We start from the raw sequence: 26,725 nt of genomic DNA, 5'->3' as shown, positions 1-26,725 counted from the left end.
TTAAAATCGATAATTAGCATAATTTGTGGTGGGTATAGGTTGTGGTGAAGGAGTCAATCGCTGATAGCGCCCCAAATTTAACACAATCAAAGGGTCATTAAGGTTAGCTTGAGGGTTTAATGCGCCCATGGCCGCAGTGCGGCCTAGTTGTACTCCTTGATGAGATTGTGTACTTAACGCTGCATTAGGTAATAATGATCTCGGTAATTTTAGGCTGAGTCGAGCATTAACGCGCGAACCAAGATAGACATGAAGTAACGCGAGTAAATCCTGATACAACTGCCCATCAGGTAGCCAGTTGCGTGCCTCATTAAGGTTATCTGTTTGTAACATAATTAAGATTTGACTATTTACATCCGTTGCATACTGACCTAAAACGGGTTTGTTGATTAATGTCATTGGCTTTTGACAAGATAGCTTTGATAGACTTTCTTGCTCAATACGTCTCGGGTCATGAGGTTTTACTTGTACCTGAGTATCAGGAGCGAGTAATTTCACTAGTGAAATGACGCCTTCAGCAGTGCGCGTCGGAAAACGTAATGTGCCGAGTAAAGCTAAAAAGCGCGATAGTGGTGCTTGAATATGCTGCGCTGTTCCTGGGATACCTAAGCCGATTAATCCATATAAATACTGGGAAGTTTCATCTTTACCACCCGCTAAAAAAGTGGCTGGATAGGAATATTTACGCCATATGCGATAAAACTGGGTGATGAGCCGATGGTTAAAAATATCTAGAAAATCGGTGAGTGATTCAGTGCCTTCTCGCCTCTGCGCTATGTCATCAATATAGGCAGTTGGTAGTGGAGACGTTATACCATATAAGCCTAAAAAAGTGGTTCGAATACTGGGAACGGAGCTGTTTCGATATCTATCTTCAATATCCAGCCCTTTAATTTCAGTGACTGGAAATCCCATTCCGCGATGAGGGCGAAAGCGAATGGCGTCTGTTTTTGGATCTTGAGTGTTACCTAAAGGTAGGTGTTGCTGATTATACTGCTCTAGAAGTTGACAAAACCGATAGAAATTAACTAACGGAAGGCGTGCCCCAAGAGCATCAATAATTTGATTTACTGAGGGTGATTCTCTGTCCATGTTAGGCTATTTCCTGTCGGTACAATATGTAAAGTCAGTTGATTAAATAGGTGTACATCAGTATAGAGAGCAAAAAAGCGATTAAGCATTTCACCAAAAAGATGGATATCCCCATCACCATTAAAACCACTACTGTCGAGAGTGATGTCAATAGCAATACCACGTTGCAGAAAACCTTTCTCAAAACGTTCGATAAGATGCTGTTCAACATGGAGCATGGCGTCGAGTTTACGGCTGTTGAGATCATCTTCTCGCCAATCATAAAGCGCCAAAGTGCCACGTAACACATCCACATTGTCCATCATATTAAGAAAGCTAGCACCGAGATGGCTTAATACACGCCAGTGAAACCTATCTTCAGCGGGGGGATAGCATGGTAAGGTCGGTTTGCATAAGTTATGCACCCTTAAGTGGGTTTGTAAGGTTTCTTCAGTTCTATCGAGTATTGTACTCTGTAGTGATTTGCGAGGAAGCTGCCCGTTCGTACCTGTTAATTGTAGAGATAGTGTTTCGCTTTCAAGGGATGCGATTGGGGGTTCACGCTCTCCACCTAAAATTAACCAAGTGTCATGCAAACCGTTTACGCCACGCTTAATTCGCGTATGGTAGTAATGCTCAGGAGCATTGTGACGTAGCATACCTCCACGATGGCGAAAACTACTAAAAGGCACATAATGAATATGCTCTCCTCGTCGTGTGCCATGAACCTTATCGACAGCATAAATTTCTGTATGCCCATCTTGCAAGCGGCGAGGACGCAGTAAATATTCACTTTCTAATCCGTTTACAGTGAGTGGGTCGGCCTCAACATTGAATAAATTAATGACTGGAACGCTATGTAGTTTTAAATTATCTATACTTAACGGGATGTCACTATCCCATTGTGTGTTAAGCACAATATCCAACTCAAAATGGCTAAGCTCTGTGGGGAGCTGGATTTCCCCCAGTCCTTTCAAGTTGACGAAAAAAAACTTTTCACGAAAAGAAAAATACTCAAGCAGTAATTGATAACCGCTAAAGGTACTATCGGCTTTTGGCCAAAGACGGTCTTCTTCGGCAAATCCACCTGGTGAAAACCAGTATGGTAAACGAATACGATCAGGTGAAGAAGGCAAACGAATATAGGTTGCTGCAACTTGCTTTGTTAGCGCTAAGTGGAGTGCATATGTGGTTGGCACATCGCCAGCCAAATAAAAAGAAATTGTATTAAGGGAAATTTGTTTCCAGTCTGCTAGCTTTGCACAGTCGAAACGCAAACGCAAAACTGAGCGACCGTCGGGCTCAGTGGATAAATTGACCTCCGATAAGGCAATTGGGTTGAGTGTTAAATCGCGTGTTGTACGGTAGCGGCATACGGTTTTTTTGGGGCCTATAGGACGTGAAAGCACTTCAAAGCCAGCAGGGATCACTGATGAAAGCTTCATTTCCTGAATATCCGGCGATAGCTCAACAATTGACAGAGATGGAATTGTTTGCAAGTAATGTGGCCATAACAGACTTACTAGTCCTTCCGTTAACTCTGGCAAATCATCATCAATTTTTTGACGAAGTTGCCCCATTGAAAAGGCAAAACCTTCAAAGAGTCGTTCTACAAAAGGATCGGGAGTTCCGGCTTTATCTAAATCTAATAACGCTGCGCGATCAGGGTGAGCTTGAGCGAACTCTTTCGCTGCTTCACGCAAATATCGCATTTCGGCATCATAGTAGCGAAGGGTTAAATCATCCATTAGCGTGACTCTCCGTTCATCAAGTTTAATAGTGTTAATTTTAAGGATAAAGTACGAGTGCTCTCACGGGGTCTAACCGTGTTAATTGAGCGAGTAAATCTGTCATTTGATGATGTAAGTCGGCTTTATCTGGGGTGTTACGTTGGCATTTTCCTCGTAGTAAATGTAACTGGCGCGCTTTGATTTCGAAAATAAAATGAGGTTCCCAATCAGAAAGGTGCATTTGTTCAGCGCGATGGTCTAATTCTCGCAGTAAATTCAAGGCTAAATCATGGCGAGCAAATTGCTCTGCGACTCTTGCCATCACCAGTTGCAATAACCATTTTTGGCGGGAGGTTTGTATATGCGGACGAGACATTAACCACGCTAAAGCGGCCTCCACGCCTTCCATGTCGGCTTGGGTTAAGGCTTCTTGTTCTAACGCAAATATGGAACCGTTATCCCCTTCATCGGTATCTTGAGTGGGTATATGGTGTAGGGATTGCATATTCTCTTCAAGGATATGTTGTTTGATCCAAGCTAATGTGACTTCATCGGCAAAAGGAGTGCCATCTTCCCAAGCGAGATTTTCTAATCCAGGCAAACGAAGTAAAAATTGTTTTAAATCAGACGCAATCACGTCCGCCCAACCATCCCAAGGTGCAGGTGATTTACTCAATGCTTGATGTAAATACCACTGCACATCTAACCAAAAATGGTTAACACCCTCGGCAAATAATCGGTCAGCTTGCTCAGTTAGCTCTAGCCAATTTTGTTGTAAATATAAACGTTTTAATTGCGCTCTGGCATCTGAGCGTGGAGGGGCAAGTCGAGTACAACCTTGCTGATTTTGAGGAGGAGACTGGTGTAGGGTATCCCAACGTACTGATTTCATCAGTCGATGACCGGATAGCCAACCATTGGGTTGGTTACGTAGATAATTCGCTAATACTTTAGCTTGATCCAGTAACTCTCGACCCGATTGGATAGGGGCAATTGTGCTGATGCCTGAAGCCGTTTGTTTGGAGGATATATTTTCAGCAGCTTTGATATTCTGCGGAACAACAGTATTCGCTCCCCCCGATTGGGCGAGTCGGTTTTCCAATGCTCGTAGTAGTGGACTGAGGTTAGGGCGACTCGCTTCATCCCATGCCGTAAATTCTTCAGTAATAGCTCCAAGTAGTGCGACGATGCGAGAAAACTCGTTGCTATCCACTTCAGGGTAGAGAGACAAGCTATCAATAACACGTTGACCTGCAAGCCATTCAATGGCTAATTTCCGACTATTTGGGCGGCTTGGTAATAAGGTATCATGGTAACGGCGAAGTAACCCTGCGAGTAAACCTAATCCGTCGGCTAAACCTTTTTCGCCTTCTCGATGTAATCGCGCCCAAACGTAGTAAGTAACAACACGTACATCCTTACACCTGTTAGTCAGAAGATTTTCGGCAAGGGAACAAATCAATTCGGTATCTGATCCTGACAGTTTATTGACTTCTTCTTTCATGCGTTCGAAGTCATCATCATAGCCAGGATCTTCTCCAATTGGATTTTCGGGAGTAATAGGCAGTAACCAGCGTTCCCACAACACAACTTGTTGTTCTACTAATTGATCCGCAGCAAGTGGGTTACCTGTAAAGCAGGCTGTGCGTAATGCAGTCATTAAAGGCATGTAACAATTTCCTATTAGGACTAATCCAAGAAGATTTTTTCTGGCAGTACAAAGTTGCGAAGTTTTAATAATGCCAGTGGGCCTTGGCCCATTTCAGTGCGAAGTTGATAATTGAGCGTGCTACCATCAGGTGTTTTCCATGTCACAGTATAGCTACTGGTGCTTCCCGCATAGGGGGCAACATGGGCAGTTTCAAGTAAACGAATAAAACCCCATACTCCAGGGTAATCGCCATAGAGTCGTGTTCCCGTCGAAGTCGCCATCCAAGAAAGTGATGCACCAGACGCAACTGTATCGGCAGGCCACACAAAGCGTTGCCATTGCGGGAATTGGTTATCGTAGGTAAGTTTTTGCTTATCAATCACCAATATGGTTTGCATCACCTGTTTACTAGTTCCCGGACGTAGCTCAAAATAGAGGCGTGCTTCTCCATTGGCGAAGGCTACATCGCCTAATTCAGTGAGCGTGTTTAACGCTTTCAAAAATGCGGGATTAAAGTGTAACCCTTGCGCATTAGTACTATTTGGCACCCAGTGATTCCCTTCTTTACGTAAAACGCCTTGCAAACGAGTTTCTAAGAAGCGCTGAATACGGCCACTGTCAGGGCGCAGGTATTGTGCCATCAAAGGCAAAGAAATATTACTTTGGGTCTCTTTGAGTGGGTAGCGCCCACCAAAGGCGTTATTCCATTCATTGACAATGGCATTTTTCCATTCGCTATTGATGCCTTGAGCGGTTGGTGTCAGTAATTGTTGCCAAGCTTGGGTCATAGGTTCTACTAACAGTGCATCACCAAAACTTTGCCACTCTTGTCCAAAACTGGCGGCTATCAAGCTACCCATATCTCGTGTTTCGGAAAAATCAACGCTTTTTCCTTCTAAAATGCTTTGAGCAAAGGATTGGGACATCGCTTGTGGATCGGGGGCATTGACCACTTGCTGTAGTTTTAATCGTACGCGAGTGATACGGGTTAAATAGGCTTGCAAACTGAGGTTATCGCCAGCTTGAGAGTTGGCTTGCGGCTCGACAAAGTTCAGAATGGGAGCGAAGGTGTTTTCCAATGGCCCCGTAAACTCTGCTTTTTGGCTGATCACCGGTTTTTGTTCTTTGTTGAGAAGTTCTTTAGCTGAGTTGACAAAAGAGTCAGCCAGTTTTTCTGTTTGACGCCCAGTTTTACCTTGGTAAGCAAGGGTATTCATCAGTGCAATTACGGGGGACTGGCGAACATCGCTCATTAATGAGAGTTGGTCAATGGTATCGGATAGGCTTTCGGTATGTCGCCATTGCAGACTGTTCAAAAAGTTTAACCAGCTGCTTGAAAAATCGGCAAAATAACGCTCAGTTAGCTGCTGTTTGAGGACTTCTGGGGAAACCTCTTGGCTCAGTTCGTGCTGGCTATCACTCAGTACCCAATCAATTTCATTGCGGCGCGATTCGACAGTTTTTATGATTGCTGGCTCAATGGACTCTTCCCACGCTTTGCGGGTGAAAATTCCCGGTACAAACTCTTCAGTAGTTAATAAGAAGCTAACATCGGTATCGCCAGTCATATCATTTAATGTCATATCAGGGAATTGATGTTGTGCTTGCAAAAGCACCTTTTGATATAACGAGGCACTTTCGCTACGTTGGCCGATTTGTCGAATGAGCAACGTACGACTTTGATTGATAAGGTTATTATTAGATTTTAATTGCCACTCAGGATGTTGGAGTAGCTGCTGGGCATAGAACATTAACAACTCTTTTCCGAGTGTGTGCCATTCTCCTTCATTCATTCCTTTAGGTGCGGGAAGGTTAGTCAGAACGCTGTTGGTGAAAAAAGTCGGATCCATACGCTCTGGTGTACTCATCATTAGATAAGTTTTTAAATCTTGATACGCACTTTGAGTAGCTTGGCGACGTTCATCACTATTTGGTGATAATTGGGCATAGGCTTGTAATCGTTGCTCAAGTTGCTGGCGGATATTATCTCGCAGAGGAGGGAGTACTGTTTGCTGATACAGTGGCCATAAATGGGCTAATAGTGGCTGATTACTGTTTAGCCCAAAATGGAGCCAGAAAGGCACAGAAGTTTGTTCGCGATGATTGAGTAAACCTAGGGTTTGCTGAAAATCATATTGGGCTTTGAGGCGTTCTGTTTCAGGTAATTGGTTATTTGCGGCGACGGTGGCACTTTGATAGCTTTCTTCAATAAGTTGGCGGTTGGCAAGGTAAGAGACAATCATACCTACGCCCCAGAGCGTCATGGCAGTGGCGGCACCGTATTGAACGATACGTTTCTTATCAACACCTAAAGAAGCGGGTTGTAAAGCTGCTGCCAGTTCAGATTGCACATTTAACCAGCTTCTCCAACGGATATCAGGATGCCAGCTATTAGGTAAACGTTGCTGATTGGCGCGGCTGATCGAAGGGCTAAATGCGATCCCCGAAAAAGGCAGTGTACGTAATTGTGTATTGAGCGGCGCTAATGCAGTGGCGAGTTGTTGGCTTCCTCCAGCTTGTAAAAATTGTGCTAAAGCAAGCAGGTATGTGTGTTTTTGTTCACGTAGTAACGCTTGAGTTCCATTAACGATTAATGCAGGAATGAGGCTTAGCAGGCTGGGTGAAAGTGACTCAGCAGACATATTAGGCTCAGTCATACAGAGGATGGAAGGGGTTTCTGCTGCACTAAGGGATTGTTGTTGATCACTGACACTCCAAACCCAGACAGGGGCGCGCCAACCTAACGTTTGAAAGAGGTTTTGGATAGTCCGCCCCGCGTTATGAGCTGTAGCAGTATTCAGGTTGGTGAAGTTAATTTTGTTGTCTAAAAGTTGAGATGAAATGCTGTTTTCTGTCACCCAAATCACGCCATTGAGCGGGCGACGTCGACGCAGCTGTTTGAGGGTATTCAATCGCTCAGTGTCTACCGAACTACCAATATCCCCACCGTAGATAAGCAAGGTACCATCACACTCTTGCCAGATTTCTTGCGTCAGGCTAGGAGCAAGTTTTTCGACGGCAGAGTGGGAGCCGAGGAGAAGGTAAATGGAGACCTTGGAATGCCAGAACGTGCCGTATTGACGACGTAGTGATTGAATAATGTCATCATACAATAGACTAAATTTTTTAGTTTCAATATTTAAATCCATCGAGCTACTTTGCGGCTTAAATTCTTTTTGTTGTTTTTTTTGTGAAAATTGATTTTTTATAGGATAAAAATAAATGCCTAATAAAGTAATTACACTAACTATAGATATTCCGATATAGAACGGCATTAAATCAAAATGTTTATATTGATAAGCCACAAACAGAACAATTGATAAAATTACAAGTAAGAGTAAAAAAATCACAAATAGTTTCCCACGAGGAAAGCTTGCGGATATTTTATTTTTCATATTAAGACCTGTGAATGTAAACTGCGTAACTGGCACCGTGAGGATTTGGATGAATGAGGACTTGGTCTGTTTCTGTTTTTGTTGATATTTCTGTTATTAATGAAAGATACGTTAAAAATGCATTAGGATGAGGCTTTGAATAAGATAATGCTAAGGAACGAATAGGGTGGTGTTGATCATATTCAATATTTCTTTCTGTATAGGTGATGAGAATCTTATCTACTATATCTTGTTTAAGATCTGTTATCCAAGTCTGAAATTTATTTTTTTTCGATATTCCACTGTAATCAATATACTTTATTATTTCATTATCTATGTTTTGGATGTCTATTTCCATTATTCGTTCTATTTTTACATTCGTATCCTTTGAACTCATGAGCTGACTGTTTGTTGAAAACAGTTGAGCTGAAATAAATTCGCTATATACTGCTTGCGACTGGATCGTTATAATTAAAAAGGCCTCGTTTTGTTTGTTATCATCATAGACTGAAAAAATATCTTGATAGCGAGGTGATCGAATCGGTTTGAGCTGCCAATGTTCATAAATTAAATTTTCATTACTATTATGATTATTACTATCGTAGAGATAAATTTTTGAAAGATAACACCGATAATTAGGGCACTGTCTTTCGAGTTGTTTATCAAGGTTTGTAATGAAGTTGTTATCAAGTTGCAGAAGATTGAATAAACGACGTGGTTTATCAGGAAACATCGGAACGGCTTCTGCATCTTGAAAAAAAACGTCAGTACCATCTTTATCGGGGGTATAGATAACGTTTGCTATTGAGGTAATCGAAGATTGGCACCATATTTGCCATTCCCTTTTTGTGATTTTTTTCTCTTTTTCCCAGTTATGGCAAGTAACAACAGAATGCTGATAACGAATATACAAAAAACTTATACATGCAAAAAACAGGAGGGCGATAATGGGAAATGCAATAAATAATAATCGTGTTTTTTGCTCAGCCGGTAATGTGACACTATAAGTATAAATTGCCGCAACAATTGTCGTGAAAAAAATAAATATAATCTTATAGTTGGGTTTTTTTATCGGTGTTTTATCAGGGAGTGTAGGGATATTCCAATTCATAAATGCGATGTCCTTATCTGCTTATTCAGTATGTGTTTCAGACTCCGAGCTGATCACTCGGCACCCACAAGCACATAGGCACTGATCAACCACTATGGCAATGCCATTATCAAAAGCGGAAGCTGCCCCTTCAATAATGGGGTTATTTCCATGTTTGGGGCAGGAAACAATATCCCCGACGAGCGCAACTTGTTTTCCATTAATATACATTGTGGATGAAGCCGAAACTACATGGCCTCCATGAGTGTTTTTGTCGCCAAGACAGACAATTCCTTTCATAATAAACCAACTAGAATTAAAATTTTTTATTAATAAAATATCAAGTGACTATTATCAAATAAGATTAAGAATAGTGGTTAGATAATATTAAAGGCCCTGTTCTTTACAATCATTGTCTGACAATAATGATAATCTAACAGAAATATCTTTATCTGCAATTTCAGGTATCACTAAAGGGTGACCGTCTTTATCTAAACGGCCATAATAATCTTTATTTTCTGCGGTGATTTTATAGCATAGCCCTTCAGTAGAGCCACCAAAAGGGTTTTCTAAAGTAATATTTTTATTTCGCTCAGTGGTCATTGTTTTAGTTGCACAACCTGAAACAGTGGCGATACCGATAATTAATGAGGATAGGGTAAATAACTTTAAATAGGAGTTCATAATAGTTCCTTGAAGTAAAATAGAGAATAATGAAAGTGATTTTAATGCCTAACTATTTTCCATGTAGGGTGAAATAGTTACGATATAAATTATGTGATTTATCTTTAATAATAAATAGATTGCAAGATTACAGTTTTTTCATGATTGTATATTTTATTTAGAATATTCAAAAACATTTTAGCTTAGCAATCATCAATGATATTGACGTTTTTTCTAAATAGCATTGTTCCCAATATTAAAGTGAATTCGGTTTATACCGAAGAGAACCGACAATGCGATCCCAAATTTCGACCATTTGGGCTTGGTTATATTGGCTTTTCTTACTGGCGTTATTCATCCCAAAAGAAAGCCAAGGTTGTTGATAGGAAGCAATTGATTCATTTGCGAATAAAATAAAGTGATAAGACGGAAAAGGTTTACCTTGACCATGGAGATTTTGTTCACCTGAAATCAACCACTCTTGTGCTGGAATTTTTCCTAACAGCAATTCACCTTTCTTTATTGTGCGTTGATTAGATTTGAATAGTGCGCCATATACACCGAGACTCCTGCTTAATAACGTATCATCGGAGCCTAAAATAGTATCATCAACATCGACACCAAAGATAAGGTCATTATTCTCATATGTATATGAAATTCTATTTTTATGGGCATTATTATCATCAGCAATAAAACCATTGGGAATACAGATGCCTTTTTCCGTCGGAATAATCGTATCATTGAGGCGACCACTTAATCGTGATATTAGTGATTTCATTTGAGCGAGCCGTAAGGGCTTTGTATTTGTATCTTTCTCATTGAATCCTGAAATATTAATATATGAATATTTTTCTTCAGCATATTTCGGATCTGAGAGATCTATAATATCTGTTGTGATAATGAAAGCGATATTATCTACATAAACATGAGCTTCTAAAACTCGATATGCATCCTCAGCACCTGATTGATTTCTATCAAAAATAACACCTTTATTATCAGGAAGATAAATTATTTCTTTCACAAATGGAGCATTGTGTAATTTATTTTGAGGTTGATTGATAGCTTCATTTAGCTCTATCTCGCGTAATTCAACGCGCTGTTTAAAGGCTGGAGGGTAAATAAATTTGCTCTCTATCTTAAACTCATCAATAAAAATAAAGTCATTAAGTTGATTATTAAAGGATGCAGGAACATCTATGAGATAACGCCCAATACACTGAGGCTTGGTTTCTTCAAATAATGAATCTATCATAACTTTATCCTTTTTAGTTAGAGGAGAAGGTGAGGTATAAAGTAACCAACCGCCAATCGTGAGTAAGCAAATGATAATACCTAAAATCAATGTAAGATAATTATTGACTTTCACTTGATGGAATATCCTTAACCATTTTTGCAATTGCTCTTAGTGTAAACTTAATGGCCGGTTTATCAGAGATATTAGATAAACTAGCAGCCTCATAAGCACTTTGATGCTCTACATTAGTAGCAAGAATACTTTTAATCGAGCAACTGCTTTTTATAGCATCAAACGATTCTATAGGAACAGTTCCATCACCGGGTGTTTCGGATGATGTTAATTGAAATTCTTGAAGAGGATACCCAGATTCTAGTACTCTCCTATGTTTAGTGGGAGGCGGCCTAATTCCGATGTGAGGTGAATAATTTGCAGTAGAAACTACTTGATTCCATATTAATTTCCCATCACTTTTTTCTTTGTTTCCATAGAAAACATAAGTATTAGGGTGATATTCACAAGTCGCTAATTCAGTTATAAAACTCTTAACTTGGTTTTTCATTAATAGATTGTAACGGAACCAATTACTTTCACTAGTGACTTTATCTTTATCTATGATGTCAGACTCATAGAGACGCCACCATGCATCTTTTTGCAAATAAATCTCACTAAATGGATCATGATTTTTAGGGTAAAACACATCATTATCAATTGAGAAACGTGTAATAGTTAACCATGGAGAACGATATTTTGGTGAGGGTAACAATTGTAGTGCAGATGGCGCCTGTGCTAAAACAGGCATGAGTTCTTCAGCTGTAGAACCAAGTACATGCCCGGCGGTTCCTAAAAATCCCTCACCCTCAGCACCTACTTTCATTCTACGATAGGCTGCTGGTGAACCCAAATCAGGAATAACGCCGTGTATAATCCCCAATATTTTCTCTTTCATACCTAAAACTTGAGAGGTATAACGTGCGATCAAGCCGCCCATCGAGTGAGTCACTAGAATGACTTTTTCTTGTGCGAGTCCATATCCATGTTGTTCCCTATATAGCTTTAATACATCATCGATATAGGTTTTAAGCGATTCGGCAGATATTTTATTATCTTGTAACCAGTTATAACCAAACACATGAACTGGAAATAAAAAACGTTTGAAATGGTTAAACTCATTAGGTGTTAATGGTTCTTCGCTTTCTTTTTCATGGGTATCAAACTTTTTTCCAACAAGTTTGCTCACAGTGCCTGAATATTTTAGTGTTACACTTTGTATTTCAAATGTATCGGGGTCTCTATAGCTGTATTTTTTTTCATAATTAACAAGTTCCGTTTGCCAATCATCAAGTAATGCAGCTTGAAATACGTTCAAAAAACGGCCATAACTAAATCCAAGCGCAGCACCCCAATTACGATTTTTTCGGCTAGGAAATAAGCAACCATCATCAGAAAAAGGTGTGAGTATTTCCTTTTCTATATTGCCTCTGTTATCTACAATTGTGGTATTCGGGTCAAGTGATTGTTGCCGCTGACGCCCTCCTTTAGAATGCCATTCCCAATAAACACTAGCTAATGAATCTCCTCTCCAAATTTCTTTTTTATCGGAGTTTTTGGACATCAGGTTCGTCCCCATAATTCCCGGAATAAAAATCACAGGGATCACTTTAGTTGGTGGCACAATGCATTTAGCTTCTGCATTGAGGGACTTGCGTTGAAGTTGAATATTAATCCAACTACATTTTCCATTTTCATCCCATTGAGGAAGGTGATATGAGGTATGCTGGCATTCACTGGATATTGCTGACAGGTCTAATTTATCTGTCATAAAGGCTCCTAAAAATGAAATTTCAGACTGTTAGACAGCTATTATTTATCGTCAAGTTTAATGTCGAGTTGATCTAATCCTAAACCTTTACGTTCAGATAAATTTCCTTGAGCATCACTAGTACTAGTGCTCTTTGTGCCTTCAGCATAAATACCAACGGGTTTTGGTTGATGAGGGCTACCTAAATCTCCTAAATTAACCAGTTGAGGCTTAACTGCAAACTCAGAGCTTTCCCATGATTGCATTGCCTCACTGATACTTTGGCCGCCAAATTTTTGCCAAACAGCACCGCGTTCAATGATTTTATCGGGTGCGGCACATTCCACCGTACCATCTGCAATACGAATATAACCCCCACCACTAGTTAAAATAATTTCTTTTTTAGCTTTGATAATGACTTTGCCATCATGACTACTGATACTTAAATCCTTTAATGAATCTAATGACATTTCATCATGCTGTGCCTCAATAGCAATTTTTCCTTGGTTAGCAAAGATTTTTATGCCTAGTTTTTGGGCAAATAGGCTGATAATTTCACCTGCTGCAACGGTGAATTTTTTAGCAATGCTAAAATCGGCGCTTTGGCGAGCCGTATTGATGATATTTTCACCTGCCGATGTTTGAATACTTTTTGGGGTGGTATGCGCAATACCTGCTGGCGAGGAAACAAGCAGGGCAGATTGTTTAAGTTCATTGAGTGTTTCAGACAAGAGGTCTTTTTGTGCTTGTAAATCTGCAAGCTCAGCTTTTGCAACATTAGCGGCCTCTTTGAGGGATTCGGTGAGTTGTTGCGCTTGCTTTAACTGGGCTATTGCCTCTCCCATCGCCAGCACTTCACCACCGGCTTTGTCTTGTTTATCGGTGGTAATAAACAACCCTTTACCCGCGCGAATTGCGCCCCAGCTGTCGGTGCGTAGCTCAAAACCATCACCACGCTGTTCACGCTCGGCATTCACCAAATGCCCCAAATTGAGCTGGGTTTTTCCAGCATATTCGGTACTGAGCTTGATATGCTCTTGCCCGCGTTTATCCTCCATACGCAGTTTATTATTGGCAGGGGTACGGATCACATTGCGGGTGTTATTTTTATCCGTCACATGGTCAGGATGGCGGGAGTCATGGAGTGCATGAGCGATATAAGGGCGGTCAGGATCACCCTCATGGAATGCAATGGCGACTTCAGTACCTTGGATCAGCGGGAAATGCATCCCATACGTATCGCCAGCGTATGGTTTTGCTAAACGCACAGGCATACTTTCATAGCCTTTGGTTTTTTCATCGCGATCAGCGTCAAATTTTACCCAATAAAATCCGTGCTCATTTTGGTGGGCATAAATATCGTGGTCTTTCGCGCTGGTCACGCGTGCCATTAACGTTCCCGCAATGACTGGACGCGGTTTAAGGGCAGGGCGCCAACACAGCGACTCTGTGTAAGGTACGGCATCAAAACGTACGGTTAAGGCCTTATCTCGGCTAGCTGTAAAGCGTAATCGCGTAATTAGAATTGGCGATTTGAAGACGGTAGGCAGTGTTGAGGTAAGTGAGTTGTCTTGAATATTTAATACTAATAATGGTGTTAGGTCTGCTGCACTACTTTCTCCACGAAGCAATGTTTGCCTTGCTAAAAAACGTTCGTGGTCGAGTCTTGCCCAGAAGTTAGCGGTTTCAGTTTCAGGGTGAATTTTATCCCCACGGGTTAAGTGACGACCTTTATAGTGGTAAACATCGCCGTAGTTGGTTTTCTCTCCATCACCGTGCGTCATGTCAGCGACAGCGGAAATTAAGGTATCTTCCGCAAGCCGATGATTATAATCTTTGGCAAAAACAGTGCTTTCAACCACTTGATGACGTAAAGATAATCCCCAAACACTGTCAACATGGTTATCGCTCAGCCCAGATGGGCTATTTAATGGCAGCGTTTTGTCATACACATAGCCGCGTTGACTATCGGTAAAATGAAGTACCTCGGTTTGGGTTTCATCTTGTAAACCAAAACGATAAAAAATCCCCACTTCACTCAATAAACGTTCGATAAACTGACGGTCACTTTCATTGATTTGGTTAATTTGTTCGCGTTTAGGATACGTTTTTTCTAAATTAAACTCGAATTCCCAACCTTTAAAGTTATGTTCACGCAGAATCTGTTCAACCACATCAGGGATAGATTGATTGATAAAGAAACGGTGGCTACGAATTTGGTGACGTAATAAGGCGAAAAAAGGCTCAATCACCAGTTGATAGCGCGCTTCATCAGCAGAGCCTGAAAGGCGACGAAAATCGGTGACCACGCCATGGACGCGTTTGGCAACACTAGGTTGAGTGGCGAGTCCCATTAAGTTACTCATTGGCGCTGAAAAAGTCAGGTTGGCATTGCGGCGTAAGAATTGTTGTGCGGAAAGATCTTGGGCTGAACATGTAAATGTAATTTGATAGCGATAGGTATCGCTGGCGGCTTCACGCCCTGTAAAATGTTCAACATCTAATAATTCATTACAGCCTTGCACTTCAAGACGATAGCGATTTTGACCTTGTTGCAAGTTTTTGACTGTGTCGAGTAGGCTCATAGAGTCATCTCCTTAATATCACCAAAACTCAAGGTGATCCCTTCCTCTTCGCTGTAACCTAAGGTGAGGCTTTGAGCTTGCTGGTGGTTAGCTTGTCGCATGAGTAATTGTTGACTAAGTACTGGTAAAATTTGCTGGTTGAGTAGGCTATCAATATTGCGTGCACCGGTATCGGGTAATAAACAGGCACTCACGAGGGTGTCATATAGGGTTTCTTCCACAATGCATTCAAGTTTGTAGTGGGTATAGAGGCGTTTGATGACGCTGCCCAGTTTCATTTCGACAATTTTGTGTAGCGCCTCTGTTCCTAATGGGCGGTAAATTAGTGTTTGGAAACGGGCAAGTAAAGCGGGCTGGAAGTGGTCGCGCAAGGTTGGGCGCAGTAGTTCTTGTAGTTCCCCGTCTGTCGATTCAGGGAATTCTTCCAGTTGTTGCATCAATAAATCACTGCCTAAATTGGCGGTCATTAAAATCACGGTATTGCGAAAATCAATTTCACGACCTTCACCATCACGCATAAAGCCTCGGTCGAAGACTTGATAAAATAGATTAAGGACATCGCGATGCGCTTTTTCCACTTCATCGAGTAAGACCACACTGTAAGGACGTTTGCGTACCGCTTCAGTCAAAATACCCCCTTGACCGTAGCCCACATATCCCGGAGGGGAGCCTTTCAATTGGCTAACTGTATGAGATTCTTGGTATTCAGACATGTTGATAGTGATAAGGGATTTTTCACCGCCGAATAACACATCTGCCAAGGCTAAGGCAGTTTCCGTTTTCCCTACACCACTTGGGCCGACCAGTAAAAATACCCCTTGCGGGCCATTTTCTGATGCGAGTCCCGTACGAGCGGCACGCAGTCGTTGTCCAAGCCCCAATAATGGGCTTTCTTGACCAACTACGCGTTTGCCCAAAGAATCTTCCAGTTCAAGTAGTTCGGTTTGCTCGTCTTTTAATAAGCTGGATAATGGCACGCCAGTCCAGTCGGCAATCACAGTGGCCACCGTTCGCACATCGACATCAGGGGTGATCAGTGGTTCGCCTTGCTGCACTTGTTCTAATTGAGATTGGATGTCACTCACATCTTGTGATTGGCGGCGCTGCTCGAGTAGTTCACTGATAAGATTTTTTTCTTTCTCGAAGCGCTGTTCCAGCTCCGTTAGTTGTATCGCTATTTGTGCATCTTGAGTGACTAATTCACTCAGAAGGGTTTGGTTAGCGGTATTGCCTATGGCGAGATCATCAAGGATCGCCTGTTGCTCCAGTTCTAATGCATTGCGCTTGGCTTTTAAACACGTCAGCTCTTCAGGCAGCGTGTCGAGGCTCATACGAATACGCGCACTGGCAGTATCAAGTAAATCAACTGCCTTATCAGGTAGTTGACGACCGGTTAAATAGCGGCGAGATAAAGTAACAGCAGCTTTTACTGCATCATCTGTGATATGAACACCATGGTATTTAGCATAGCGTGATTTTAAGCCACGTAACATTAAGCAAGCTTTTTCATCATCTGGCTCATCGACTTTTACTACTTGGAAACGGCGTTCAAGAGCAGCATCACGCTCAAAGTATTGCTTGTATTCTGACCATGTTGTTGCAGCAATAGTGCGCAACTCACCACGAGCGAGAGCTGGTTTGAGTAAGTTTGCTGCATCGGCACCTCCTGCTTGGTTACCGGCCCCAATGATAGTGTGTGCTTCATCAATAAACAGCAAAATTGGTGTAGGGGATTGTTGTACTGCTTCAATGATATTCTTTAGGCGTTGCTCAAACTCACCTTTGACACCCGCACCTGCTTGCAGTAGACCTAAGTCTAAGGTGCGTAGCGCAGTAGTTTGTAAGCTGACAGGCACATTTCCCTCAGCGATACGTAGGGCTAAGCCTTCAACTAATGCGGTTTTTCCCACTCCAGGTTCACCCACTAAAATTGGGTTGTTTTTGCGGCGACGAGAAAGAATGTCCACCATTTGGCGAATTTCATCATCACGCCCAAACACAGGGTCAATCGCACCTTCACGGGCTTTTTCCGTGACATCGACAGTAAATTTATTCAGTACTGCAAGTAAAGCCTCATTCAGTGTATCGCCTATGGCATTCGGGGTTGTGTGGGCTTCTGTTGATGATGGCTCAAGTGGGGTTTCTCGGGATAATAATTGATTATGTGCGGCCAGTTGTTGTACGTTGGGACGCTCATCAGATTGAGCATCAAGCATGGGCCTTAAGCGTTGAAGTTGAGTTGCACTTAATGTCATTAGTGGCCATAAGTTATCGTTAGGCACCAGTGACGGTTGCTGAGTCATAGCAGACAATAAATGTACGCTGCGAATATGTTCGATATCTTCATCTAATGACGCTATTACCCATGCTTGTTGAATGAGTTTAAGTAGGGATTTCGATAAGGCAGGGCGGGTATGAATAGAACGCGGTAAGCTATCGATTTCAGTCAGTAAGTCTTGCCAAAGGGCGGAAACATCCCATTCGTAGCGACGAGCTAATACGGTGATATCACTTTCACCCATTTCCAATAATTTGAGCAACCAATGTTCAATGGTGATTTCCGCATGCGCTCGTGTCTGGCAGAGCGAAGCCGCGGCTTCTAATGCGCTGGCACAGTAAGGGTTTAGGCGACGTAATAGCATCACGGATGAATTGTCCATATTCTCTCTCTCGTATTGGGGGGAAAAGTTTTTTTAGGGGCAGCAAGGCATGCTACCGCCCCTAACCGTTAACCGAGGTTCATTAGGTATCAAGATAAATTGTGTGTTGTGTGTATCATTGGGGTGCAAATAAGCACAAAAAAGCAGGCGGCAAGCGCCTGCATAGATCATTAAGCGGTTGCACGCTCATTCCATGAGTCGGAATGAATGATGTTGCCGTCTTTATAAGTCCAAGTGATTTTTTCGTAGCGCAGCTCAATCTCTTCTAAGTGATTGTGCTTCTCTTTGTTTGGGTCTTTGATATCGTGCATTTTAGGCGCGACTTTCACGACTTTGACGTTTTCTAGTTTAGTGTTGAAATACTCAACTTCTTGCCCTGCATCATCAATGCGGTACCATTTGAATTCAGCCTCTTTCAAGGTTTGACCAGTGGTGACCGCTTTGTACAGATACGGGCTGGATGCATCAATTTCTTTCACAAAAATGAATGGTGTATGGATACGGGTTCCAGTTAACTTACCAGTATTATTATCGGTTGGTATGTATAGGTTATGGTCTTGTGCAACCACTTCAATGCTACCTTCACGATCTTGTACATTAACAGAGCCCTTGATATCCGCGCCACCGTCATCTTTTAGCCATAAATAAACAGGAATAGCCATTGTTATTTCTCCTTTTGGGTCGAATGTGTGTCATCGTCCATCGATGACACGATTTGAGTATTTGTTCCTTGACAAGCATCAGCTTGGGGGATCAAACGAATTTCAACGCGCCGATTCTTTGCTCGACCTTCAGCAGTCTGATTATCGGCAACGGGGTTATTTTGACCGTCTCCTCGAACGGCAAAACATGCTGGGCTGATATCACTGGTAGAAATCATCCAATCCCTGACGGATTCCGCACGTTTTAAAGACAGTGTTTGGTTAAGTTCAGCGTTTCCAGTGTTGTCGGTATAGCCGGAGACGACAATTAACCAACCGGGCTTCGCTTTAATATTGAGTAATGCATCTACCAAGACTTTAGTGGCGCCTGCTTTGAGTGTGTATTGGCCCACATCGAATAACGCTAAGCTGTCAAGCGTAACCACTTCTGGAGCATTTTGAATAATGGTAGGTGGTGATGGTTGTGGTGGTGCCCAACTACTTAATAGTGAGTGCAAGTAAGGCAACATACGATCACCTTGGTATAAGGCGAGAGAATAAGACGTTGGGATTCCCTCACGCGCCCAACTTGCTAATTGAGCCGCATCATCTTGCAGTTGCTGGTAAGCAGTCATTTTAGGGGGCAATGGGGTATCGGATAACTGTAAAAAACGCGTTATGTCTTCCCCTGTATGACGAATTAATTGCTGATTGTGGTAGTAACTACCAATTAAAGCGCCTATTAAGAAAATGCCAAAAATAAGTCCAGTCATACCGACAGTTTTCTCTGTACGACTTAAACTAATATCATGATGTAAACGGCGTAACATGACATCGGGTAAAGGTAGTACGTCGACTTTTTGAGTAGAGACAACGAGTGGTAGCGAGGTTTTCGCTTGAATGAATTGTTGCCATAAATTATTAGGCTCACTCGTTACATCAATCCATTGGATTGCCCATGCAGAGGGCGTCAGTTTAGGAGCGCCTGTTTGAGCTAAAGTAAACTGAGGAACTAAAATCTGATTTAACCAATGCTGTAAGTTATCAAGCCATAAAGAAAGTTGAAGGCGTTGCTCAGAATGACCAATATGTGTAGGTAACCATGCAGAGTATGCAAGGGAAATAGCCCCTTCTTGTTCTACTTGAAACTCTGTTTGATGACTGAGTAAGGTCATCCACGGTATCTGCCCATCACTTAGAGAGAAGATATCTTCAGATTGTTGTGGAAATGTCAGGTAAATAGTAACCCAAAACGGGAGTTTTACCCCTGTTTTTTGGCGACCTTCACCGATGGCTCTACGCCAGTTGAGGGCGTCTTGAGTGAGTGTTTCTTGTTGGGTCAATTGCTGCGGTAATACAGCATAAAGTAATGACATTTGCCCTGATAATGAGGGAGCATATTCCATCAATGCTACTAGTAAGTTAACGAGCTCTGGTGGATTAGGAACACGAAGGTACCAGCCTTGCTCGGTTTCACGATGCAATTGCTCATCAGGAAATAGTGCTTGTGATTGCCCGCATACCAGAATGACGGGACCTTGGTAATTATTGGCAGGAAGTACATCATGATAGTTATGCTGAGTGGAAAGCGTTTGCGCCCGTTGTTTGTATTGCCAAAATAGTACCCCGCTAGTGAGTACGAGGACTAAGATGGAAACAAAAAGGGTGACAGTTTGCCCAAGGGACCAAAATCCCCAGAGTAACCACAGAAAAAGTCCCATCGCAAAAAGCGTTAGGCATTGCTTAATTAGATTTTGCATGCCTACCCTTGTATCATCCATTGTTGCAATAATTGTTCTAAGGATGTACTGAATCCCCACCACATGGCAGCGAGCACAAGAATACCGGCGACCCAGCCAAACCAGTAAAGTCGGCGACGACTGAAACGTAGCTTTGGCTTCACCACAAGCGGAAGCTCTGACGAAATTAAGTAATCGGGTAGTTGGGTATTGAGCTGAACAACAATACGCTCACGTTCAGGTGCATCTATCCGGCGAAACTTTCCCACAAATCCAAGTGTAAGCACGCGATGAAAACACAGTAATACATCTTGGTTTGGCGTGGTTTCATTTAAGATCTCACGTAGGCGATCCCATAGTTTATCGCCCGCCTCTAGTGTATTGAAATAACGAGCTTGTAATGGGGATTGGAGCCAAGTGTTATAGCCTTCATCTTTTTGCTGACGGTTCATCACACTTTCGTCAATCAGTGCACATTGGGCATATTGCATGTGCTCAATAGCGGCTTCCGAATATCCGAGCTCAAGTAATTTTTGTCGAGTTTCATCGATTAATTGGCAGACTCGACGATAAAAACTATCACCGTGGGCGATAGATATTCCTTGATGAAGTTGACAGACCATCAACCAAGTTGGCGCAAAGATCATATCAATAGTATGGTGTGATGTAGTTTTATTCATGAACGAAGTACCGCAAATAGCTCTAATTGAACATCACCTAATGTACTGGGGACATAAAAAGCACACTGGCTAGAGGACAACATGGCTTGACCCTCTGGTGTTTCAATATCTAACGCGAAATATTGATTTTCTAAGCGAAGAGGAACTGCCGTTGGCACATGGCTAAGAGGTTTTAGCGGTATACCATTTAAAGCAATATTCACTACATCCGCGACATCGTCATAGCTACCAGCTTTGCACAGGAGAGGGAACTGGGCGATTAATAAATGCGCAGGTAAGGAGGAGCGAACAGATAAATAAAAATCGGCTTCCTCACGTAATCGACCATCATGGAGTTGCCCTTTCCAGAATGGACCTTCTTTTATCAGTTCAATATTGATGACGCGAGAAGGTAAACTGGCTTCAAGTAAGGTGTTTAATAGTGCAAAAAGTGGTGGGAAAACCTGTTCAGGTTGATCATGCTTATACAGCGGAATATCTTCCAGCTTACTTTCTAATGAGAAAGTTAATAAGCTTCCAGCTAAACGAGCAAGTTCCCGATAGAGTAATTCAGGATGACGATGTAATGCCGTACAAAATTCATTTAATACGGGTTCTGCACTATTTAGAGAATTTAATAGCCAAAATAGTGATACATCAGCCACCACGAAGTCAGCCATTTTTTCATTACTTTCACGGCGTAATGTCATTAAACGACGGCGTTTGGCCACTAAACGATGCATAAACTCAGAGAGCAGCTTTCGTAACTCGAGACTTCCCTGACAGGCAAGTAATGGTGGAATAAAATGGCTGTCGAACTCCCACATGCCTTGCGTATTACGTATGAGTCTAGCAACAGGGCAAGTCATGTAAGCTTTGTTTTCATCGTGGGCAAAACGCAGTGTTGCTTCATGGCGTAATACAGCAATATCCGTTTGTTCATGCCCCAGTAAATCTTGGACTTTAACCCATTCTTGGTTAAATCGACGTGGACGGTCTGTTCCGGTTTCAGGGACTAAGTTACCGCCATTAGCCAACATTAAAGGCAGTGCTAAAACGATATCTAATGACTGGCGATCAGCATAGTCATTGAGGGATAATACTGGAGGTAATGAATCAGCAAGAGCAGTATCAATGAGTGTACCATCTTGGAATCGCACAACCATTTTTTGAGCGCTGACTCGAGAGAGCGTTAAGGCGCTCTCATCAAATTCAACGTTAATCACACCCCATGTTGAGGCTATGCCCATCTTGGCAACGACTTCGGCAACATAGCTATCCCAACGGGATTGTTGCTGGAATTGTTGGGGGGCCAAAAAGGCCCCGTCAGTCCATAGGGGACGATAGATTTTCATCCTGAAATGACCTTTAATAACCGTTAGGATTTTGCTTTAGGCATCTGTGAAACTAAAGATAAATCGACATCCATACCTTCAACTTGGAAGTGTGGAACTGCATACAGTTTCACTCGGAAGAAGCCAGGGTTGTCTTCAATGTCCTCAACCACGACTTTCGCATCGCGCAGAGGGTGGGAGGCCTGTAAGTCATCACCTGGATCAGTCATTTCAGTCACTAAGCCACGTACCCAATTGTTGAGTTCTAGCTCAAGTAGGCGTCTATCTTTGGTCGTACCGATATTTTCACGCTGAATAAGTTTCAGATAATGGGCAATACGTGATAGCAAGAAAATGTATGGTAAACGGGAGTTGATGCGACTGTTAGCGGTTGCATCTGCCGTGTCATACAGGGCTGGCTTTTGCGCTGAGTTAGCAGAGAAAAAGCAGGAATAATCACGGTTTTTGTAGTATGACAGCGGAATAAATCCAAGATTTGCAAATTCAAATTCACGTGTTTCAGGGATCATTACTTCGGAAGGAATTTTCACCTGACTGCCAGTGCCTAAGTCAAATAAATGGATTGGCAAATCTTTAACTGCACCACCAGCTTGAGGCCCTCGGATTTGGACACACCAGCCATTATTAATAAAACTTTTCACCATATTCGCTGCAAACGCGAAAGTTGCATTTGTCCACAAATATTTCTCATGATCTGGCCCTTTAACTTCTTCAACATAATTGAAGCTACGAACAGGGACTGTATCGGGGCCATAAGGTAGACGACCCAACACACGAGGCATAGTTAAACCAATGTAACGGGCATCATCGGAATCACGGAATGCTTTCCATTTGATATATTCAGCGCGGTCAAAGTAGTTACCAATGTCTTTAATTGCAGCCACTTCTTCCATTGTATCTTTGCCGAAGAATTTAGGGCCTACTGAACCAATAAATGGCATATGCGCTGATGCGGAAACTTTTGAAATATTACGTAATAGCGCAATGTCTTGGGCACTACGGTCAAATTCATAGTTGGAGATCATTGCGGCAATTGGCTCACCACCTGGTGTGTCGTATTCGGCAATATAGGTGTGATGGTATAGACCACTTTGAATGACTTCTGGACTATCTTCAAAATCTTGACGTAGGTCGTCTTTTGAAATATCGAGCAGTTCAATTTTAACATTTTGGCGAAAATCGGTGCGATCAACGAGAAATTTCAACCCACGCCATGTTGATTCGACTTGTTGAAATTCGGAATGATGCATGACTTCATCTAGTTGTTGACTGATTTGTTTATCAAGCTCAGCAATATGGTGGTCGAGTAGATTGCGGTCTAAACGCTCCACTTTTTGACCTGAAGATTTCAAACGGTCAAGAAAGACTTGAACTGCGACGGTAACACGTTCATCTGCGGTTGCATCGGCTAATGCAGCATTATCTTGGAATGCATTAATATCACTGATACTTGCTACAGGGGTTAAATTAATTTTTTCAAACAAAGAGGCATAAACACCGTGATTTGAGGTGTCATCAAGTACCGTGGTTGCGCCTTGTGTTGGTTCATTTTTTACAGACATCAGCATAATCCTTTCGTAATCCAAATTAATCTTTTTTTGGTGCTAATTGAGCAAGCTCTTCACGCAACTCATCACTAAGTGATGGGTCTTTAAGGATATTTTCAAGTTCTCGACGGAACGTGGCGTTATCGAGCAGATTAGATTTCAGATCACGTAATAAGTTACGCATGGCTAACATGGCACGAAGCTGAGGAATCTGGCGAGCGACTTGCTCAGGTTCAAAATCTTTCATATTTTTAAACGTCAATGCGATGCTTTCTTCACTGCCATCCGCTGCAAGGGTGTTTTTGACTGTTAAGTTCACTGACGGGGAGAATTCGGCTAACACGCTATCAAAGTTATTCTTGTTAATATTGATTTTTTCGCGTTCAGATAACGCTCTATCATCCTGCCCGTGGCTGTAATCACCAACGGCTAATAATTTTAGAGGTAATTCGACTTTTTTCTGAGCGCCACCGGTGTGCAGATCCAATTTAATATTAACCCGAGCTTTGGGGACTTCATTTTGAAAGCTATCTGACATGCGAAGTATTCCTTGAATTTGTCACGCATATTGAAATGCATATTGATAAATGGTTGCAATAACATTGCGTTTATTTCACTTATGTTGTTATTCAATTTATATCTTTATTGATGGAATAAATCAACTTTTCTTATCAGTAAATGTGACGGTAAATTTAGTATATGGCCTGTTTTATTTTGCCTTAAATTAAAAAGTAAATAATATCAATTGGTAATATTGTTTTTTGTATGTCTACTTATTAAGATGTATCAAATAGATTTATACGCAATATTTGATATGTGAAAGTATGTGGGTGTCATATATAAGATTTTTTACTCGTTTTGTTAGTAGATTGTCGTTTTTTGATTAAAATAGTCTTACTATGAAAAAGGAATATATGACTGTCTATCAAAAATGATTGTTCCTGAGGTCTTTGGAAGGCATGCGGTATATTGAATGTCATTAGGGTTGCAGTAAAAAATACAGCGAACCTATACCGAAAAATACGGTGTAGCCACTTTGAAATTAAAAACACTCACGTTAATAACGTAACAAAATAATACTGAAAATAAATTACAGTGGTGTCATTGATTGAATCATATACAACACAATGTTTAACTATCTGTTATTAAATGTGATTTTTAATTTTTAATTGAGGTGTGCAGTACGTGCGTATTCAGTTTGGTATTAAGCTAGATTACTTATTTTTTGGAATTATCTTAATTGTTGAATTTATTATCTAAGGTGTCATGGGGTGGCTGGAATTTTATTTTAATTAGTATGCTTTCTGTGATTGTTTTAAGATGAATAAACCAAATAATGGAAGTTTGAAATCATTTAAGTTAACTGTCTCAGGGACAAAAATAAAAAATTTGTCATGAACTAAAATAGCGACAGATAAAGTTATCGCTATAATGACCATTCAGATTAAGAGCGACAAACGTAGCTCATCCAATGATACTCGATATTTGCGCGCTGGAGTTAATGACTTGCCAGAAAGTAAACAAAGTAACCGCTACAAGTCGTGATGATTGGTTTAATGGCTATCAGCTAATAAGAGCAATAACAATTTAATGACAATGGATAAAATGGAACACAAAGTTAATATTGTTAAAGCAATAAATATCATTGATGAAAACTCTAAAGTTCTTTACGGAATCTTTGGGATGATTGATAGCTCAGGTTATTTTCCTCCTTGTGATTTTTTGAATGAATTTTTATTTCATGGAAGCGACCCTTGTGACCAAGATTATAGAATGGGGGAATGGAAGCCTTTTATTCTCACAAAGCAAGAATATGAGGGAGTCAAAAAATGGTGGTATGAATTACATCCCGAAGCTATTGAATCGAGCTTAGACTGTAAATGTTGGTGCGATTGGGTACAGAAAATATTAAGTCAATAATTGACCTTTATTCATTTTTCGCAACGTTTTTAAGCCTTGGATTGTTCGGCAAGTACGCTAGTGAGTTTGACCTTTTGCGGCAATAATGAGTTTCTTTATCGGTTCATGATCGGGCTCAGTACGATGAACGAAATATAGATTGACTGTTTTTCATGTCAGTAAGGAGTCTCCACTCCTTAATCAAACGGGCTATGGTATAGCCATAAGTGACGGTTGACTCTTATTAAGTAAGACATAGTAATTTAGAGTTTTCTCGTTGTTTTCGATGTCTCTCCGTTGGGGGGAATTAAACTTTTATGAGTTTAGTTCAGTTCAATTCAGGTTGTAGCTTTGGCAGAAAATCTGATTATAGCTGTCTCACTTTAGGGGAGGTGGAGAAGTGTAAACACCTCAATAGCTGTTGAGTTTATTCATTAATTCCTAAGATACAATCTGGTAATACTCGCTAAGTAACTTTTAAAGAGTCTTTGCTTATGTTTATTGATGAAAGTCTATAATGCCAAACTTTGAGGCGTTAAGGTTAGCTAAGTCAACATTTCTTTTTTCCAAGTGAAAATATTAGAAGGCTCGATATATATACCCTTTTGAGGGTCAAAAAGTACGCCATCAGTTAATTTTATGAGGCAGTATATGGATATCACCGTTATGGTTAGTTCTAAGGGATTGTTACCGATTGAAAAACACATACAGAAATCAGCACTAGGTATATTAACCTCTTGTTTTTCTTCATGGTCTATAAACCATGAACAGTATTCAAAGCCCGTTACTTCTTGATTAAATTGAAAAGGCAGAAAGCCAGAGAAAGTGACTAAGTTAATGTCAGTATCCATAATCAGCGAGCTATTCATTTTTGTTATTTCCGCTTGCCATTTAGAAGGCGATGGTAGCGATTTAGTCGCGAGGTAAACGTGAAAATTTGTCGACATAAAGACCAACTTAAGCAAATATATTTTATGTCACATCAGTATACTCAATATTTTCCACTCATGAGTGTTTTTAGTCTTC

Annotated in this window: 19 protein-coding genes; 1 reads left to right on the top strand and 18 read right to left on the bottom strand. The window is 41.3% G+C overall.

Annotated elements, in window-relative coordinates; translation table 11 throughout:
* The 17 genes from tssG to tssB all read right to left on the bottom strand — a co-directional run bounded on the left by tssG (window position 1) and on the right by tssB (window position 24,338).
* Window positions 1-1,092: a type VI secretion system baseplate subunit TssG gene (tssG, locus tag ACWPW6_RS12730; protein WP_454209808.1), complete on the bottom strand. Its 1,092-nt coding sequence runs from the start codon at window positions 1,090-1,092 to the stop codon at window positions 1-3.
* On the bottom strand, window positions 1,068-2,819 hold the full coding sequence (gene tssF, locus ACWPW6_RS12725) for a type VI secretion system baseplate subunit TssF (protein WP_154623924.1): 1,752 nt from the start codon (window positions 2,817-2,819) through the stop codon (window positions 1,068-1,070). Before tssF ends, tssG begins: the two co-directional genes overlap by 25 nt.
* 40 nt (window positions 2,820-2,859) lie before the next feature.
* Entirely contained in the window at window positions 2,860-4,470 is a 1,611-nt protein-coding gene (gene tssA, locus ACWPW6_RS12720) for a type VI secretion system protein TssA (protein WP_249999073.1), read from the bottom strand.
* Window positions 4,471-4,490: 20 nt separating this feature from the next.
* Entirely contained in the window at window positions 4,491-7,847 is a 3,357-nt protein-coding gene (locus tag ACWPW6_RS12715; RefSeq protein WP_282563463.1) for an ImcF-related family protein, read from the bottom strand.
* A gap of 1 nt (window position 7,848) precedes the next feature.
* Complete coding sequence (locus ACWPW6_RS12710) at window positions 7,849-8,937, bottom strand: hypothetical protein (RefSeq protein WP_249999069.1); 1,089 nt, start codon at window positions 8,935-8,937, stop codon at window positions 7,849-7,851.
* A gap of 21 nt (window positions 8,938-8,958) precedes the next feature.
* Entirely contained in the window at window positions 8,959-9,216 is a 258-nt protein-coding gene (locus tag ACWPW6_RS12705) for a PAAR domain-containing protein (protein WP_249999067.1), read from the bottom strand.
* A gap of 87 nt (window positions 9,217-9,303) precedes the next feature.
* A complete protein-coding gene (locus ACWPW6_RS12700) occupies window positions 9,304-9,600 on the bottom strand; it encodes a hypothetical protein (RefSeq protein ID WP_249999065.1) in 297 nt (98 codons plus the stop codon).
* Window positions 9,601-9,835: 235 nt separating this feature from the next.
* Window positions 9,836-10,945 (bottom strand): T6SS immunity protein Tli4 family protein, encoded by a 1,110-nt coding sequence (locus ACWPW6_RS12695; RefSeq protein WP_249999063.1) that lies wholly within the window; start codon window positions 10,943-10,945, stop codon window positions 9,836-9,838.
* Entirely contained in the window at window positions 10,932-12,635 is a 1,704-nt protein-coding gene (locus ACWPW6_RS12690; RefSeq protein WP_249999062.1) for a lipase family alpha/beta hydrolase, read from the bottom strand. Before ACWPW6_RS12690 ends, ACWPW6_RS12695 begins: the two co-directional genes overlap by 14 nt.
* Before the next feature lie 41 nt (window positions 12,636-12,676).
* Window positions 12,677-15,199, bottom strand: a complete 2,523-nt coding sequence (locus tag ACWPW6_RS12685) for a type VI secretion system Vgr family protein (protein WP_249999060.1) — start codon at window positions 15,197-15,199, stop codon at window positions 12,677-12,679.
* Window positions 15,196-17,859 (bottom strand): type VI secretion system ATPase TssH, encoded by a 2,664-nt coding sequence (gene tssH / locus ACWPW6_RS12680; RefSeq protein ID WP_249999058.1) that lies wholly within the window; start codon window positions 17,857-17,859, stop codon window positions 15,196-15,198. Before tssH ends, ACWPW6_RS12685 begins: the two co-directional genes overlap by 4 nt.
* A gap of 170 nt (window positions 17,860-18,029) precedes the next feature.
* Complete coding sequence (locus ACWPW6_RS12675) at window positions 18,030-18,521, bottom strand: Hcp family type VI secretion system effector (RefSeq protein WP_004912469.1); 492 nt, start codon at window positions 18,519-18,521, stop codon at window positions 18,030-18,032.
* 2 nt (window positions 18,522-18,523) lie between these two features.
* On the bottom strand, window positions 18,524-20,260 hold the full coding sequence (locus ACWPW6_RS12670) for an OmpA family protein (RefSeq protein WP_154623939.1): 1,737 nt from the start codon (window positions 20,258-20,260) through the stop codon (window positions 18,524-18,526).
* A 2-nt stretch (window positions 20,261-20,262) separates the two neighbouring features.
* Complete coding sequence (tssL, locus tag ACWPW6_RS12665) at window positions 20,263-20,919, bottom strand: type VI secretion system protein TssL, short form (protein ID WP_154623940.1); 657 nt, start codon at window positions 20,917-20,919, stop codon at window positions 20,263-20,265.
* A complete protein-coding gene (tssK, locus tag ACWPW6_RS12660; RefSeq protein ID WP_196712939.1) occupies window positions 20,916-22,253 on the bottom strand; it encodes a type VI secretion system baseplate subunit TssK in 1,338 nt (445 codons plus the stop codon). The genes tssL and tssK overlap by 4 nt, the downstream gene beginning before the upstream one ends.
* Window positions 22,254-22,276: 23 nt before the next feature.
* Window positions 22,277-23,821, bottom strand: coding sequence for a type VI secretion system contractile sheath large subunit (gene tssC / locus ACWPW6_RS12655; protein WP_375097468.1), 1,545 nt, complete (start codon window positions 23,819-23,821; stop codon window positions 22,277-22,279).
* 19 nt (window positions 23,822-23,840) lie between these two features.
* Window positions 23,841-24,338 carry a type VI secretion system contractile sheath small subunit gene (gene tssB, locus ACWPW6_RS12650; protein WP_154623943.1) on the bottom strand — a complete coding sequence of 166 codons (498 nt, stop codon included), beginning with the start codon at window positions 24,336-24,338 and terminating at the stop codon, window positions 23,841-23,843.
* A 1,067-nt stretch (window positions 24,339-25,405) separates the two neighbouring features.
* Between tssB and ACWPW6_RS12645 the strand changes: the two genes are divergently transcribed.
* Window positions 25,406-25,720, top strand: a complete 315-nt coding sequence (locus tag ACWPW6_RS12645; RefSeq protein WP_196712940.1) for a hypothetical protein — start codon at window positions 25,406-25,408, stop codon at window positions 25,718-25,720.
* A gap of 524 nt (window positions 25,721-26,244) precedes the next feature.
* On the opposite strand, the gene ACWPW6_RS12640 is transcribed toward ACWPW6_RS12645, so the two are convergent.
* Window positions 26,245-26,568 (bottom strand): hypothetical protein, encoded by a 324-nt coding sequence (locus ACWPW6_RS12640; RefSeq protein ID WP_230085868.1) that lies wholly within the window; start codon window positions 26,566-26,568, stop codon window positions 26,245-26,247.
* Window positions 26,569-26,725: the final 157 nt, after the last annotated feature.

Source organism: Providencia sp. Marseille-Q8014 (assembly GCF_965112055.1).
The sequence above is the reverse complement of the archived record's forward strand: the minus strand, read 5'-3'. Positions and strand labels throughout refer to the sequence as shown.